The sequence below is a fragment of the Candidatus Micrarchaeum sp. genome (genome assembly GCF_016806735.1).
Lineage (GTDB): Archaea > Micrarchaeota > Micrarchaeia > Micrarchaeales > Micrarchaeaceae > Micrarchaeum_A > Micrarchaeum_A acidiphilum_A.
In genome coordinates this window covers 253,429-271,734 of the sequence record NZ_CP060530.1, presented here as the reverse complement: position 1 = coordinate 271,734, position 18,306 = coordinate 253,429, and the positions used below count along the sequence as shown (strand labels likewise).

The window sequence follows — 18,306 nt, the reverse complement described above, 5'->3', positions numbered from 1 at the left end:
GCAAAGCCAATGTAGCGTATTTGCCAGCAACAATGCAATGGCCTTGCATACATATGGCCTTTATAGTATATTATATTGTATCTTGGGGCTTTTGTTTGCATAGCGCAAAGAAGATGCCTTGCTTGATCAGGCGCAGTCGCTCACGAAGTATATGCTCTGCGAGTAATTGCCTTCATAGGTGGAGTTCGGTATGTCTGCACCTATGTACACTGTCGCCGAGGAGCCAGGTGCTATGCTGACTATCCAGTTCCTCTGTATGTTGAATATCCTTCCTGCAAGAGCCCATGGAACCCCGGTTAGGTTGGCGTACGTAGTGTTTGTCGGGCCGAAGTAGTGCGACTGCGATACCCATTTGCTGCCGTATGCGTATACGTACGCAGTTGAGTTGCCGTGGTTTGTAAGCGCTATCGGCTCCTTGGTCGCCTCGCTGGTGTTGGCGAACAGCGTGCCCAGGCTTATGCGGCTCGTTGAAGCAGTTATGTTGCAGCTGCCAACCGAATGAGTGTGGAGAAGCCCGTAGCTTGCTAATGGCATTACGCCGTTTGGAGGCGTTGACCTTGTCCTCATCCAGTAGACATCTACCGAAACGCCTGTGGTCCTGTTGTTCGGGTTGTTCTCAACCTGCAGGAACGCCTTGCTGTTGAATGAGTATGTTGACGTATTGTATGACGTATAGTTCTGCTCCTGTGCCAGGCTTGAATATGAGCCGTAGCTTCTGTTGCCTATGTTGTAGTTGGAGAACACGTAATCCCCGGAAAGGTCCAGCCCGTTCTCGAAGTTGTTGAATATGCTCTTTGCGGTAAATAGCCTGTAGTTATGGTTGTTGACGGCCCAGAACAGTGCGTTCACTACTGTGACTGAGTGCGAAGCGTTGTATCCAAGCGTTATTGCGTTCTTGAGCGGCGTAGTTGCATCCCAGTATATGTCGGACTCGTTTGTTGCGGTATCGTATTCCTTGACGCTTGAAACGTAGCTGGTCTTGTTGCCCGGAGGCAGAATCAGCCCGTTGTCTATAGTTGCTATACCGTTGACAGTGTACTGGCTAGTATTGGCGCTAGTCCCTGCAAAGTCCGTATAATAATTGAAGACATTCTGCCCGTTGTCGTATTCTGCATAGGTTGAAGAGAGCTGTGCAGCTTCTCCGGTTGTGTGCTGTGAGAATATGTCGGAGTTCGAGAAGCCCATGTACACTATCTGCCTGCCTTTTGCAGGTATGCTTGAAAGCAGCTTTATCCAATAAGCAGTCTGTTTTGAAGATGATGTTGCGTTCTGCTCTATCCATGCGGGTATCACTGTGCCGTTGCCGTAGAAGAACTCAACGTTGGAGAGGTTTGCCTTTTCGGCAGTCGAATAGGCGCTGCTGTTTATGTGCAGCAGCTGCTGGAACTGTGACGGAGTAGCTACGCTTTGGTTGTTTGTTATGAGTATAGGTATGAGCGATGTTATGTTTGTAGGAGCAATCGGCGTGTTCGCCACCGCGAACACCAGTTTCTTCGAATACGCCGGCTGTACGGTGTCGACAGCAACCAATGAATAGTACCCTACGGCAAGCCTGTTGGTGTCGTAGTTTACGGTTCCGATGCCCGATGCCACTTCGGTACCGTTTATCAGGAGCTCTACAGAATCGCTGCTCTTGTTTGCTATGGCGCTTATCGTATCGTTCTGCCCTGGCATAGCCGGATTGCCCTGTACCCTTAGCAGCGGATCGTTTGGAAGCACGTATAGAGTAGTGTTAAAGCTTGCAGGGTTGGACGGGCTTGTGTCCTTGACCGTCAGTATGTAGTTGCCTATCGCCAATGCATTTTCCACATAAGTCAGATTGTCTATGGCGTTGGCCACTTCTGTGCCGTTTATGAATAGTGCCACAGGGTTTCCTGTTATGTTTGATTCCAGCCTTATGGAATCGTTGACGCCGTACAAAACTGGGTTGTGCTGGATTGTGAGCAGCGGAGGGTTTGGCACTATGGAGAGGTATTCAGTGGAGTAAGCTATGTTGCTGGCGTTTAGGTCTTCTGCTGTTATGTTGTATGTGCCAACTGCAAGCACGTTGGCATTGTAAGTGGCATTTATGGCGTTTGATACTACTGCCTTGCCGTTTATGAAGAGCGACACCCTGTTCAGAGACAGGTTGGCCCTTGCGCTTATGGTATCGTTCCTTGAATAGACGTTCGGGTTGTGCTGGATTGTGAGCAATGGAGGGTTTGGTATGACGTCAAGCTGCCTGGACGTCTGCGAAGTGTCATTGGGGCTTATGTCCCTTGCTGTTATGTTGTATGTGCCGGTAGAAAGCACGTTTGCGTTGTAAGTGGCGCTGCCCGTTGCGTTCGCGACTATTGCGTTGTTGACCAGTATCTGAACCCTGTTGCCGGTGACGTTTGCGGTTGCCGTTATCGTGTCGTTGGCGCTGTACAGCTCAGGGCTCCTCTTTATTGCAAGTATTGGAGGATTTGGCATTACGTAAATCTTGGCAGAACCGCACGAGCTCGCGTTGAGATCGCATGCGGTTATGTTGTATGTGCCTATGGCAAGGCTGTTCTCCGAATAAGAGACCCTTGACTTGGACTTTGAGATTACGTTGCCGTTTATGTATAGGGCTATAATGTCAGAAGGCTGCGAGGTTGTTGCGTTTATGACATCTGTGGCAGAATAATATGGAGTATTGCTTGTAAAGCTTAGGCTTATCGCAGGCTTTTCCACTGTTATAAAGGCGGTGGATTCGGCGTACGAATCGTTTGCATCCAGTTCGGTTGCAGTCACGTTGTAGAGCCCCGGCGCAAAGCCCTTTGTATTGAAGCTGTAAAACTTGGTATTGTTCGCTATGACGTTGCCATTGAGCTTTACCTGTATGCCGTAGCTGCTTATGTTTGTCACAGCCACTACCGTGTCGTTCTGGTTGTAGAGCGGCTTATAGTATTGCACCGAAAGCCCTGGTGGGTTTGGCACAACCACTAGCGAAGAGTACGAGCACGCGCCTGAATACGTATCGCAGGCCTTTATCGAATAGCTGCCTATCTTTAGCTTGGCCTCGCTGTACGATACGCTGCCGGTTGCATTGGCAACCTTGGTGCCGTTTATGTAAAGCGCAACAGGAGCGGTCTTGAGCGAAGCCGAGGCGTTTATGTAGCCGCTCTGGTTGAAGAGCTCCGGGTCGTTGCTTATCCTTATGTATGCCTGCGGGGTCGTTACTGAAAGCGATACCGAAGTCGTGGCGTTGTCATCCGCGCTGTCGTTGACCTGTGCGAGTAGGCTGTAAGTGCCCGTGGTCAGGTTTGTAAGGTTGTATACCAGGCCGTTCGGCGAACGTGCCACGACGTTTCCGTTTATCGAGAGCGCAACAACCTTGCCGTGCAGTGACGTGTTTACGGTTGCATAGTTCGGAGTTCCGTATGGCGACGGATTCTGGCTGAGCTTCAGCGAAGGATAATTTTTGGATATTGTGAGCGAGTACTTTGCGCACACGCTTGCATTGACATCGCACGCGGTTATGTTGTATGTGCCTATGCTCAAATTGTCCTCTGTATAGTTGAAATGCGAAGCTGACCTTCCTATAAGAGTGTTGCCTATTGACATGTTGACGGTATCGAGTTTCTGCGTGGTGTTGGCCTCAAGGGTGAAGTTAAGCCCGTATTCCGGTGATCCTTTGACAGGAGTTATTGATACCTTTGGAGCCAGGACCTTTATCGTGGAATTTACGGTAGATGGATTGGACGAATTTGTATCTGCAGCTATGACAGAATAGTTGCCAGGCTTGAGCGTGTCCGCATCATAGGTTATGTTTCCTATTCCGTTGGCCACCTCTGTGCCGTTTATTAAGAGCTCTATCGGATATCCTGTTACATTTGCCAGCACCGATATGAGGTTTGTATTCCTGTATAGCGGAGTGCGGTTCTGTATCGACAGTATCGGAAGGTTCTTGTTGACTGTGAGTTTTGCAGTTGTTACCGCAAGCACGTTGTCGCTCAGGCTTTCCGCGGTTATGTTGTATGTGCCGAGAGCCAGCGATTTCGCGTTGTAGAAGACCTCATTGGTGCCGTTTTCTACAACCGTGCCATTTATCAGCAGCTTTATGCCTGACCCAGTATTGTTGGCTTTTGCAGTTATGTTGTTGTCCTGATCGTACAGCATCGGATTGTGCTGGATTGTCAGCAGTGGAGGGTTCGGCTCCACCCTTAGCGTTGTATTGGCTGTGCAGAACTTCGCAGTAGTGTCGCAGCCCTGGACAGTATAGTTGCCCACGCTGAAATTTGATTCTGTGAAGTTAGCCTTGCCAACGCCTATTGCCACTAAGTTTCCGTTTATGCTAAGCGTAACGTTGTCGATGCCAATCGAGGCTTCCGCGGTAATTTCGTTCCTGTTGCCATAGAAGCTCGGATTGGATGTGAAATATAGCTCTATGTTTGGAGGTTCTATGGTAAGGGTGTTGGACGTCTGCGAAGTGTCGTTGGGGCTTATGTCCCTTGCTGTTATGTTGTATGTACCGACTGTCAGCGTGTTGGCGTTGTATACTGTGGTGCCAGTTGCGTTCGCGACTATTGCGTTGTTGACCAGTATCTGAACCCTGTTGCCGGTGACATTGGATATTGCAGTGATATTGTCGTCCTTGCCGTAAGGCGAATTTGAGGATTCAATCTCAAGCCTTGGCGGGTTCTTGAGAACCGTTATGACCTGTGGTGCCGACTGGGCCAAGTTGCTGGCGTTTAGGTCTTCAGCCACTACCGTGTGGTTGCCTATGCTTAAGTTTGTTTCTGCATATGTGGCGTTGTTTATTCCTTCAGAAACTATGGAATTGGATATTTCTATCGCAATCTTGTCTCCGGTGACGTTCGAATAGGCGCTTATTGTGTCCTCCTGGCCGAATAGAAGCTTTGTTTTAGATACGCTCAGCCTTGGAGGATTTTGTATCACTGAAAGTTTTAGCGTTGTAGTATTGCCGGTGTTGAGGTTGTCTGCAGTTATATTGTATGCGCCTATGGCAAAATCGTTTTCGGTGTAGGAAGTGCTGCCCGAGCCTCTTGAGACAAGGGTGCCGTCCTTGAGTATTTCTATTATGTAAGTGGCATTCGAAGCTATTGCGGTGAAAGTGTCGTTTGTCCTGTAGAGCGATGGATTGTGCCTTATGTTTAGATAAGCGCCAGTTGTTGATCTCTCAGTGCCGAAGTCTACTGAAGGCATTACGCCGTTGGGAGGATAATATCTTGTGCGGAGCCAGTAATAATTGATGTCGGAGCCTGCAGCTGCATAGCCGATTCCGATTGTCATGTATGCGCTGCTATGGAACGCCTCGTTGGTGTTTGTGCTTGAAACAAAATCATAATTCCACCCTACGCCCTCGTTTCCGCTGCCTATCCAGTATATGCTAGCTACACCGTCGCCGTCGGAAATGTCGAAAGGCCTGCCCAGGTTGCTGTAGCCGCTGCTTATGGTGCCATATCCCCAGCCCCACGTGTTTGCAACGCCGGCATAGCCGCCTGCACTGCCACTGTTTGACTGGTACATTCCAAGGTCTGTAGGGCCATTGCCCCTTGTTCCAGAATCGTAGGTCTCAACTATCGTGTCATTTGCACTTATTGGAGTCCCGTATACGAATGACATATAATCTCCGCTGCTTGCAAGATCAATGTTGAGGCCGTTGTCAACGCTCGTAGAACCGCCATTTGAGTATTCGGTAAATCCGCTCGGCATCGATGTCCCGGCGAAATTCCAATAATTGTTGAATATGTTCGCACCGTTGTCATATTGCGCATATGTTGAGCTTAGCTGCGGGGCCTCTCCGGTTGAATTTGAATTGAGCAGATTCTTGCCTACTGCCGCGAAATCCATGTATACTGTTATGGAGCTCTTTGCTGGGATGCCGTTTGCTATTTTAAGCCAGTAAACATCGCCTGCAGACTCGTTGAGGGATGTCGTTTTGGATTCGTTTGCCAGACTGCCCTCGAACCACGAAGGTATTATGGTGCCGTTTGAGTAGGAGAATTCGACATTTTGCATGCCTCCGGATTCGTATGAGACGTAGTTCTGGGCGTTTACTTCTATCATCTGCTGGAATGGCGCTTTCGTAGCTACGCTCTGGTTGTTTGTTATCAGTATTGGAACATAGTTAAGTATTCCTGCAGGTGAAACCACCTGGCCGGTCACTTCGAATTGCAAGGGCTGCGAATAAGCCGGCTGCACAGTATCTTCAGCAGTGGCGTTGTACGTTCCAGGAACCAGCGACGCAGTATTGAAGTATGCAGCACCTGCGCCCGATGCCACAACCTTCCCGTTTATTATTATGCTGACATTGTCTCCGGTGACGTTTGACGTTGCAGTTATCGTGTCGTTCTGGCCGAATTCGGCAAGCCTGTTTTGTATGGATATGTGCGGGTCGTTAGGAGCTATCGTAAGGTTTTCGATGTTGGTGCACGTGAGCGAATCCGCATCGCACGCCTGCACAGGATAAACCCCCAGGGGCAGCGAGTTTTCCGTATATGAAGTCTTCGAAGTCGAATTTGCGACAACCGTGCCGTTTATGGCTATGGTCACATGGTCTAGCGGCTGGGAGGTCGTTGCGTTCAGAAGGTCATTAGTATAATATAGTGCAGTTTGGTGCTGTATGCTAAGAGTCACGTTCGGAGGCAGTATCGTAAGGCTTTTTGTTTGCGAATATGCCGGCTGGTTTAGGTCTATTGCGGTTATGTTGTACTTGCCGGGCTTTAGCGTATTGCCATCGTAAACAACAGTGTTTGATGCTGTTGACAGTATGACTCCGTCCTCGAGGCGCAGCTCTATCCTGTCACCTGTGACGTTTGATATTCCAGTTATATTGTTCTGGTCCCCGTAGAGCGACTGCGGGAACTGTATTATAAGGAACGGGTCGTTCGGTATTATGCGCAGGTTTTCGGTTATGGTGTTGCTTGTTGCCAGGTTCACGCTCTTGACGCTGAAATTGCCAAGTGGAAGGTTGTCTTCGGTATAATTGACTATGCCAGTGCCGTTTTTGACGAATGAGCCATTGACATATATGTCGATATTGTTGGTAAGGTTTAGCCCTACAGCTATGACCCCGCTCTTTACGTGGTACTGTGCGGGGTTATTGGCTATTATAAGCCTGTTCATGCCGTAGCCGAGCTGGCCTGTTGTGTAAGCGGGCATTACGCCGTTTGGCTGTGCAGAAGGGCTGTAATAGTTAACGCTTGAATTGGACCATAAGCTCCAATAGCCTGGACCGCCCTGGTTGGCGTAGTCATATTGTATGCGGTAGGCGCCTGTGCCAGTCACTATGCCATTGTATTGTGTTGCGGCTTCGGCGTGCCATTCGTTGATTATATTGTAGGAATTTGAATAACTGCCCAGCCAGTTTTCTTCCGAGCCGTTAAGGGTGTAGTTCGAATAGCCGAGCTGGCCTGCATCGTCTATTTTGACATAGAAATTGACAGGCTGCTTTGAATCTGCAAATCCTATGCTCTTGGTGACTATTATATCATCGTAGTTGGAAACTGGGGGGTTCGGGAACGGAGAGCCGCCGGTATAGCCCCCTTCAACGTTTATAAGCACGTTGTTCTCCCCCGTTCCGTCAACAGACTGAGATGTCCCGGTTACCGGAGTCAGCGATGGCAGCGTGCTCGAAGTTATTGGACTGCATGATCCGTTTATCGAATAGCCGCTGTACACTACTGCAGCATATACGTCGTTATCAGTCGGGACGCATCCGGTTACGGCACCGTTGTAATACACCTCGTATAGCAGGCCAGGGTTCATTACGCCAGCTATATCGTCATACTGGCCATATACCTTGCTCAGCTGTGGGGCTTCACCGGTTGTCCTGTTGTTCATTATGACGGCTTCCATTGTGCTGAATCCCATGAATATTGTCTGGTACGAGTCTGCGCTTATGCCTCCGGAAAGCTTTACCCAGTATATCGAAGAGGTGCTGTGGTTCGAATTGCCAGAATAGAGCCACGAGGGCACTGTGGTGCCGTTTGAATAGAAGAATTTGACGTTCTCCAAAGAGCCGTTTTCATATTGCTTATACAGCGCGCTATCGACAGTAAGCATTTCCTGGAAGGGCGCAGGCGTAGCGACTGGCTGATTGTTGGCTATCACAATCGGAACATAATAGGCAATGTCATTAGGAACAATTGATGGCACCTGTTTAGGTATCACGTGCAGCTGCTGCAAAGTAAGATTCCTGGCCGTGTAGTTGGCATTGCCTGCAGTGCCTGCGAAGAATGTGTAATTGCCCACCTTGTTTATTGGATAGTCTGAAACGGAATTTGTGGATGCCACTATTGCATTGTCCACGTAAAGGTTGAGCGTAAGCTGGTCGTTTACAGTGTTGGAAGCGAAGCCTATCGTATAGTTTTTGGAATATGTGCCGCCGCTTGTCTCTGTTATTTCAGGAACTGCTTTGATTATAGTTATGGTGCCGTTTGTTGAAAGGTTTTTGTTAGTGTCATATGCCTCTATTTTGTATGTTCCTGCAGGAAGTATTGGCAGAGTGTAGTTCAATGTCCCTATGCCCGTATCGACAACGTTTCCATTTATGAGTATTTCGACAGTGTTGTTCGAAGGGCGTCCAGTGGCGTATATATAATCCGTTGTGTTCGAATACGCTATGGTATCGTAGGTTATGTTCAGCGCTGGAGGCCCGTTTATGGCTTCCACACCAGCGCTCGGCATTACGCCGTCAGGAGGATATGCTGCAGAGTAGTAATTTAGAGGTGAATTCGACCACATGCCTATATACCCAGGGCCATTCTGGTTCTCGAAATCTAGTTCTATCGGATAATCCCCGCTGCTCGATATTGTGCCTGAATATACGGTTGCACCCTCTGCTTTCCATTCGCTTATCGTGTTGTTTGGATTGTTTGTACCTCCGATCCAGGACCCTATGCTGCCTGTCGAATATTGGCTATATCCCAAGCCTATGGCGTCGTCAGCTATCCCGTAGAGAGATACGCCAGATGTGTAATGCACGAATCCTATCGCTTTGAGAAGCCAGAAATTGTCGTTTGATACCGGAGGGTTTGGAGGCGGTGCTCCTCCAGAATAGCCGTTCTGGTAGTTTATTATTACGTATGGCTCCGATGAACCGTCAACGTCTTCCGTAACTCCGGTAAAGTTGGCATTATACAATGTCTGGGACGCCGTTGCTGTGGTAGTGCCAAAAGTGAAGCTGGACCCTGGAGTCATGCTAGACTGGTATAGTTCCGACTGCGACTGTATGCCTGAGCCGCCCCAGCCCCATATCTGGTATAGGAGCCCCTTGTCCATTACATGGGCAATATTGTCATATTCGCCGTATGGGGATGACAGCTGTGCTGCTTCGCCGATTGACACGTTGTTAAATACGCTATAGTTCTTGGCTGTAATGCCAAGGTATACTGTTATAGAGCTCTTTGCTGGAATGCCGTGGCTTATGTTGAGCCAGTATATCGTGCTTGTGCTAGTGTTGCTGTTGCCTGATTCGAGCCATGAAGGTACTACGGTTCCGTTTGCATAGAAGAATAGAACGTTGTCAAGGTTGCCAGCTTCGGCATATTTATACGTTAGACTGTTGAACGTGAGCTCTTGCTGGAACGGGGCCGGAGTAGCTACGCTTTGGTTGTTTGTTATGAGTATGGGGATAAAGAACTTTGGCGAAGGTATTATGTGCATTGTCTTTGTCGGCGTTGTAAAATTGGTATAGTTTGAATCTCCTGGCGTAGAAGCATACAGGCTGTAGTTGCCTATGGCATTTACTACGTAGCTCGATTCGCTTATTGTGTTGGAAACCTGGACTCCATTCACATACAAGTAAGCCCTTATCTGCGAATTTATAGTGTTGACCGAGTAGTACATTGTTCCGTTGTTAATCCCGTAATATGGTGCGTTTGTTCTTATTTCCGGAACGGCCTTGTCCACCTTGAGGCCGAAGGTCCGCTCGGCTGAAGTATTCAAGTTCTTTGCTGTAACGTTATATGTTGAAGTTGAGGCTGCGATAGGGCTATCGTAGGTGCATGTTCCAACTCCTGTGCATATAATATTGCCGTTTAGCAGCACTTCTACAGTGTCTGTTGAGTATATTCCGGAAAGGGATGTTGCAGTTATATTTATTATTGAGTAATTCAGAGTTGTGTTTTCCCTTTGGCTGTTTATTAGGAGCTCTATAGAACCTACAGGCTGCGCATTTCTTGTAACGTTTGCTGCAGGGAATACGCCAGTGCTTGTGGACTGTGCAGCTGCCATCCAGCTAGAGTAGTCCAGTTCGTTTACGTATTCTGTCGCGGATGCTATCCCTATGTATAGACCTCCTGAGTATGAAGATGGAATATAGTTGTTATAGCTTACGGAAGCACCCTCGTCGTATATCGTGCTTACTACGTCAGATGCTCCTGGCACATAACTCATTTCGTAATAAAGATATGGTGGAGGTGTGGATGAAGTTGAACCAGGAGAACCGCCATAGTTGCCGCCCTGTAGCCACGTAGTTGATAACGAGTCTCCGTTTCCTGCAGAATAGTCTATCCCAGGAGGAGAAGAGGACATTGAAGCTGCGCCTAGGCTCACGAAGCCTTCGTTGGTTAGCGTCGTATCTATGTTCGATCCCAGCACTAATGTTGCGTTATCTGGAAATGCCTTGTTGTATGCAACGTCGAACGCCCTTGCCCCAGATCCTGATGACTTTATGTAATAGACCGTGCTTGACCTGCAATTGAGGCTTGTAGCGCACTGGCCGGATGCCTGAGCTGAGCTGTAACCACTCTGGACGCTGAAATCTGAAAGTGGAGTTACCCCATTGAAATAGGCCTGGAAAACGCCTGTACCGTCGTCGTATTCGGCGTAGGTTGAGCTTAACTGTGGTGCCTCGCCTATGCCTGTTGTGCCTGAGCTTGAGAGAAGGTTTGTGGCCTTTTGTGCAAAACCCAGATAAACAGTCTCGTTTGACCCTGCAGGTATGCTTTCGGGCAGCTTTAGCCATATGCCTATTTCGCCTGAAACATTATCTATTATCCACCCTGGCACGATTGTGCCGTTAGCCGAGAAGAATTCGAAGTTTGCACTGCTGTAGTTATAGTTTATATAATTTTCAAATGCACTCGCGTTTATTTGCAGGTATTCCTGTGGCTGCTTTATTGTAGGAACAGATTGGCTGTTATGCACATGCACTACTGAATAATAATAGATGTTATCGGGAATTTTATATGGCACGCTCTGGTTTATTATGTCTACATTTATTATGCCCGTTGTTGCAGAAGTATAATTTGCATTGCCAGTAGTATTGAATATAAGCGCATATGTGCCCAGGGCGTTTAATTCTATAGTATTGGACGAGTTCGTCGCGGAGACTTTTACGCCGTTTACGTACAGGTTTCCTGTAAGCTGATTCGAAACTGTAGAGATTGAGTACGTGGAATTGTAGCTATTAGAATAAAATCCCGGTTTTGGGCCGTGGATTTCAGGAACGGCTTTTACTACAGTAATTTGCAGCGAGGTAGTTTTTGAATTGTTTATATTGGTAGCATTTACTATGTAAGTTCCTGGAACGCTTATTGGGAAATCATAATTTATTGTGTTCGACGTCGGTCCCGAAACAACATTGCCGTTTATCGAAAGCTCTACCTCGTCACCGCTTATCTGTGAGGATGTAGCTATGGCGTCCGTGTGTCCATATGATATCGTAGATTTGTTTATTAGCAGTTCTGGGGCAGCAGGAGCGTAAGTAAGCCCTATGTTATAACTAGGCATTACGCCGTTGGGAGGATATGCACGCGTACGCATCCACTGGATTTTTTCCGTTGCTCCACTGTATACTGAAGCAAAAACATACGAAGCGGATGATAAATCAGTAGTTGATGCGGAATCTACGCTTGCATAGTTTTGAAGCTGCGCCACGTTTGAAGCAGTGAATACCGCGCTATAAACATTATACCCAGAGTTCGATGCAGTAGGAAGCGTGCCAGTAACAATAGCCGTTTGCGCCGAACTTGTAGCATAATATATATTTGCTGTCGTGTACGAAGAGCCAGATGCCTGGAGGTATTGGTAAGAATCGTAATATGAATAAGTCGAACTAAAACTTGTGCCTGAGCTGAAGCCAATGTTAGCTGCTTGCTCTGAAGTAACTTCGTCATAAGCATCCAATATGATTGGCGGGGATGCAGTAATTGCACCAGAAGCAACACCAGCCCAAGCAGAGGAGCTTGTAACTGTTAGTCCATTATTGACACTTCCCGTAAAATCTGTAGTAGATGTCCATCCACTTGGCAGCGTTGTTCCAGCAAAGTTCCAGTAGTTGTTGAACACGCTTGCACCGTCGTCGTATTCGGCGTATGATGGCGAAAGCTGCGGGGCTTCGCCGGTTGTAAGTTTATTGAACAGCATGTCGCTCTTGTTGGCGAAGCCCATGTATACAGTAAGATTGCTGTTCGCAGGTATGCCATTATTGAGCTTGAGCCAATAATAAGTATTCAAGCTTGTAAAGTTGACGTTGCTGTATACCATGTTGTCACCGCCTTCCTGTGCGCTGGAGTTGTATTTGAGCTGCCACCAGCCGCTTAGCCCTTCGGACGAATTGAATGGAGGTGTTCCGTATTTTCCATTTGAATATATGCTTTTTATGCCGCTGGGCTGCAGCGTTGTGTTGTATATTTGGTAGTTAAGCATAAGCCCGTCAAATGCAGAGCCTGAGCCGCAATTCGTTGTATCGTTCTTGCCAAGTGCGTAGGACAGGGCATATGAACCGCCAGGGACCGAACGCGTTCCGGTGCCAGATCCGGCAAAGTTGCCGTTAATGTATCCGGAATAAGTAGAACCGTTGTACTCCATTACTATGTTGCTCCACTGATTATCTGGTATAGCACCGAGATTCACGCACCCTAGATTCCATATCCTCATTTGTACGTTTCCATTAACTAAGTCTAGCCAGGAGTCATGCCAGCTATCGCTTTGGTTCAGCTCGTCTAGTATTACGCCGTTTGGTGAGGAAGGATTTACCCATATAGATATTGTAAAGTGCTGTGCTGCGTTGTTCATCCATTTATATCCGCCTTCTTGCATCATATAAGCAGGCGCGCCGTTGAATGTAGCCCCTGCTGTGCCACTCTCCTGCCAAGAAGGTATTATAGTCTTGTTTTGGTAGAAGAAGAAAATGTTGCTAAGGTTATCGGATGCATAATTAGCGTATTTTGACATGTTTATTTTTATGAGCTGCTGGAACGGGGCCGGAGTATTGCTTGACTGGTTGTTGTATATTGTTATGGGCACGTAGTACGGATACCTTACCACATACACGCTTGTCTTGTTTAAGGCAACCGCAGTATAGTTGGCGTTGCCAGGTGTAAAAGCATAAAATGAAGTAGTATTTGACATATTGAAAGTGTAGGTGCTTATGGAGTTAGTTGATGATACATTTATCCCATTTATTGAAAGGTATGCATCAAGCTGGTTGTCGAAGGAATTTACAGAATATTTGATGCTGTAGTTGTAAATTGTTCCTGTGTTAAATGTATTGAGATTGCTTACGCTTTCGTTTATTTTTGGAGTTGCTTTTGATATAGTAATATTTTGTATAGTGTTTGGAACCCCTACCCCGGGTTCGTAAGCGGTTATATAGTATCTGCCTGCCGCCCATGTAGAACTGCTGTTGGAATTCAATATATACGATACGCTGCCCGTCCCGGAAGCTATGACACTACCGTTTCTTAGTAGTTCGATGCTTGTATTTGGAAATAGGGCGGTTGCATTTATTATATCATTTGATGATGCATAAACTGTTGTATTATTCTGTATTTTTAATAATGGCGAAGCATCCTGATTCCAGAAAGTGACAGAAGGCATTACGCCGTTGGGCGGATATGCGCGTACACGTATCCAATCAACATTAATAGGATATGTTGTTGAGTACTCCGATTGCGCCGGATTTAACCAATTCGATATTGTCAGATAAAGAGGTGTTGATGGCACGTAAGTTGTTGTTGAACCCCAATTTTGGTAATTATATTGGACTGATACAGAACCATTATCTGGATATAATATTCCAAATAATTGATAGGCGTTACTTGACGAAATCTGTGAACTTTCAAATTCGTCAGCTGCTGACGAAGTAGTTGTTTCTGCCGATATTGTTGGATTGGCCTGAACATTACCAGACCACCCCGCTGCGTTTTCATTTTCACTATTATCTGCGTGCCAAGTCTGATTATTGTATTGAGTTAATGCTACCGGGACCATCCTGAAATTAGTAGTATCAAACCCGTTCAGGTTGGCATAGCTTTCTGCAATTACGGGACCATTGATTTTATACAGTGAGGTAGAAACATATGTATAGCTGCCAGTTGCAGCATCATACGGTATTGTTTCCGTCAATCCGTTATTTACCGAAATGGTTCCGTCGCTTTCTCCAGACGTCCAGTTTGACGACAAAGATGTTCCTGCGAAATTAGCGTAGAAGTCGAACACGCTTGCACCGTCGTCGTATTCGGCGTATGATGGCGAAAGCTGAGGAGCTTCGCCGGTTGGCCCGTTGGAGGACAGCACATTGCCAGGCATGAAATCCATGTATACTACGCTGGAATTGTTTGCTTTTATTCCTGACAATAGTTTTAGCCATACTACGGTAGTCTTGGATGAATTTGTTGCATTGCTTTCTATCCATGCGCTTATAGTATTGCCAGTTGCTGCTGGCCCGGTGGTGAATTCGACATTGGACCATCCGGAATGGATATAGCTTGCGTATTTTGTGCTGTTGGCTATGACCATCTGCTGGAACGGCGCAGGAGTGTTTGACGACTGTGAATTTTTAAGTATTATTGGCACGTACGGAATAGTAGACGTAGAGGTAGTGGTAGAAGTTGAAGTCGTTGAAGTTGAAGTGGTAGTTGTGGATGTGCTAGTCGAAGTCGTGCTTGTGCTTGTTGATGTGGAATTTGAACTTACGAAAGCAGTAGCGACTATGTCAGGAGTGCTTTCGGCCGCGCTAAGAGTACCAATTTCGCCCAGCTGGCCAGGTATGCCGTCGGAAGTATATTGAAGCCATAGAGTGCCGGTAAAATGCGAATTTATTGAATGGGCCTGGACCGGGCACTTGAAGACAAGGGCTTTTACTTGGCCAGAGGAAACAGGCAGATTGGTTGAGCTTATATTTGAAGGCACGACGTCTCCGCTCGAGCATCCCAGGCCCGTTATTACTATGTTTTGCTGGTTGACAGTTCCGAACTTTACTGCAACATAGCCGCTAGTATTCATTATAGGGGATTCGCACAGATACCCGGAATTTGGAAGGCATGTTGTAGGTATGCTGGGCCTGAAAAGGCCGACAGCGTACATCGCACCCAGCACTATGGCAATGAGAAGTATGGCCCAGCCATATGTAAGTACGAATTCCACAACGCTCTGCTGCCTTAGTGGCTTTCCTGCAAAACCTGCAGACGCTTTGACTGTTTCGCTTCTCATTCGACCAAGTGTTTTACTTCTGCAATTTTTTGATTTCGGATTTCGCCCTGTTGAGTTCCTTGCTGAAATTTTCGAACTTTTGCGCGTAATCTTCGTCAATCATCGCAGCATATACTCTCGCCAGCTTGTTTATCTGGTCATTGAATTTAGGTGCATTTTCTGTCAGGACATTCGGAACATGGCTCAGAAGGCTCTTGCGCAACGAAAGGTCCTCTTCTGCCCTGGCCATTATCGGAGTTCCAAACATCTCTTCTATCTCTTTGTCGCTAAGCGCATAAGGCTTTTCGAACCCCCTGTTCAGCATTATATTGCATTTGGCACCTGAAGATTCGACCATGTCTTTGGCCATTATTCCGGCAGCGCAAGACTGCTCGTCCGGATTTATTATTATAAGGCCGTTGTCAAAATGTTTCTTCAACAGGGATTTTTCGGCCGATTGCGTGTCTACTATCACAAAATCATAGTCGCCATTTTTAATTTCCGATTCCAGCTGCGAGACGCGCTCTGGCACCATTGCATCGGAAGATTCTGATACGCGTGCAGGAACATATTGAAGCCCAGTCGGTTTGTAAACCTGAACGCGGGATTCGTCGTCAAGCTTGCCTAGGTGATAGCCCACCCCCGGATTTACCGTGTCCATTTCGTAGAGCAATGTCTTGTATCCGGCTATGCTTAGCGCTATTGCAAGGTTGACCGCCACGGTGGTCTTTCCGACACCGCCCTTTATGGAAGCAATGATTATGCTATATGTTTTTGTCATTTTGAAGAACCTCAACCCTTCTTAGAACGCTCCTTTTTGGTGATCTCTACAAGCTCCTTTGCAACTTTCGGATTGTATCTGGGCTTGTTTTTATATTTATATGCAGCGTACGTGGCGATTGCTATCAATATTATGGCGATAGCCGCATAAGCGGCATAGGTGTATATGTTTCTTTCGAGCACCGGAGTAGGCGGCACTGTTGTGAGCACGGTAGTTGATGGAACCAGCTTTTCAACCAGCAGGGGCAGCGTATAGTTGTAGTTTACGCCTGCAGCGGAAGCATACATGTACAGCAGATACGTCCCAGGAACCGGACCTGAAGCTACCCTGAAAGAGTGGAAAACCTGCTGGTTTGGCACTATACCCTGGCTGTATGAAGCGTTTATGGCCTTGAGCCCGGTGGAGCTTACGAGATAAAGCGATACCGTGCTCGGCAATACCCCAGTATATATTGCAGAAACGTTGATTAGCCCGTATGAATTTGTAAAGAGCGTGGGGAGTGAAAGGCTTGTTATCTTGAAAAGCTTGAGGAAGGATATGGAAGAAGGAGAGTATAGTATGTTCTGTATGTCGCTGAGAAGAGACTGGCTTTTCGGATTACTTATCGAATAATACACTATTACCTGCTTGGATGCGGGTATGCTGCTTATGTTCCATATTATATAATAGGAATTGTTGACGACTTCTATCCTGTTAGGCAGGCCGTAGGCGTTTATGTCGTTTGACGATGAAACCTCTGCCTCCGGTATTATGGTGAGCAGTGTTGTGTTCTTCAGGCTCGTATTTACGGCACCTGAAACTGTAACAGTGCCTAGAGCGGACGTTGTGTCATTTTGCAGAGCTACGTTGTAATTTATTGATGCCGTTGAATTTGTCTTATTGTAAACGGTAAACGATACATATTCGGTTTGCAGGGATGATGTGCCGTTAGCCAAGGTGGCGTTTATCGCTATCGGAACTATGTAGCTGCCTGGCTTGTTGGATTTTCCATTGGCGTATACCTGCACCAGTTCGGTCTGGTTCGCTTTGAGCGAAAGGGAAGTAGCCGAAATGCTCATCAGGTTGGAATACGAGCTGTTTATGCTTAGCGTGACGGTTTCTGGCTGTGCTATTATGTCTTTAAGCCCTAGCGACGATACGGCAGAAGTACCGTAAGGTATTGAAGAGTATATAGGCACCGTAGTTATCTCCACGTAAGGAGGCTTTACTATTGGCGTAGTAGTTCTGTTAGAGGGTATTTTCGAAGTAGAGGGAGGAGATGGAACGGTGTAGTTCGCCTTTACCACATTAGACAGGAACGTCCTGCCATATTCGCTGAAGCCAGCATATGCATATATTTTGTATGGGCCGGGAGTGTTGGTGACATTGCTTAGTGACAGTATTATTGGGAATGTCTGGTTAGGGGCTATTGGGCTTAGGACATAGCTTTTATTGAACGCGGCAGTGCCGTTTATTCTTATATAAAGCGTGATCGTGTTTGAGGCCAGGGAACCGTTGTTATGGAGGCGCAGGGAAACAGGAAGCTGAGAGCCATAGCTTACGTTTCCCACTATCATGTTGCTGGCTATAACGTTCGGAGGATTGAGAAGTATTAGCGATATTGTAGTCGAATTTTTGTATGTGGGCGTCTCTTTGAGGGTTATGTTTGCGGTATAATTGCCCTGCTTGAGGCCGTTGAAAGAAGCGGGAAAATTGTATTGTGTCTGGGAATCTGTAAAATTGTAGAACTCAGAGCTGAAGTTCAAGGCTCTGGTACCGTTAGGATAGAAAACTGTCATAGTGCCTGGCATGCTTGATATTGAGCAGTTTGCAAGATCTTGGGAGGCAAAGCTGACCGAAATGTTTGAGAGCAGCGGATAAACGACAGAATGCGTATTGTACAGTGCGAACTGGCACACGGCATTTATCGAAGCATTGACAGCAACCGTATTCGCATTCGAATATGATGAATAGGATGCAATGAGAATAAATGAAAACATGAAGACGAAAGCTATCGCTTTGTATTTTGTGGTATCCATGATATCTCCAGACCTGAGCGCGGCATAGTTCGATATGTATATTTATCTGATATATTTATTAGTATTTTTATTTTCTTTATCGTAAAGGCTGGCAGGCATTTTTAGGCTAGATGCCAT

3 protein-coding genes are annotated in these 18,306 nt (G+C 46.9%); all 3 read right to left on the bottom strand.

Annotated elements, in window-relative coordinates; translation table 11 throughout:
• Positions 1 to 126: 126 nt before the first annotated feature.
• Genes Micr_RS01470 through Micr_RS01460 form a run of 3 tightly spaced genes read right to left on the bottom strand, consistent with a single transcriptional unit; the run spans position 127 to position 18,189 of the window.
• A complete protein-coding gene (locus tag Micr_RS01470; protein WP_203134891.1) occupies positions 127 to 15,411 on the bottom strand; it encodes a LamG-like jellyroll fold domain-containing protein in 15,285 nt (5,094 codons plus the stop codon).
• A gap of 13 nt (positions 15,412 to 15,424) precedes the next feature.
• Entirely contained in the window at positions 15,425 to 16,171 is a 747-nt protein-coding gene (locus tag Micr_RS01465; protein WP_203134890.1) for a tyrosine-protein kinase family protein, read from the bottom strand.
• 11 nt (positions 16,172 to 16,182) lie between these two features.
• Positions 16,183 to 18,189, bottom strand: coding sequence for a hypothetical protein (locus Micr_RS01460; protein ID WP_203134889.1), 2,007 nt, complete (start codon positions 18,187 to 18,189; stop codon positions 16,183 to 16,185).
• Positions 18,190 to 18,306: the final 117 nt, after the last annotated feature.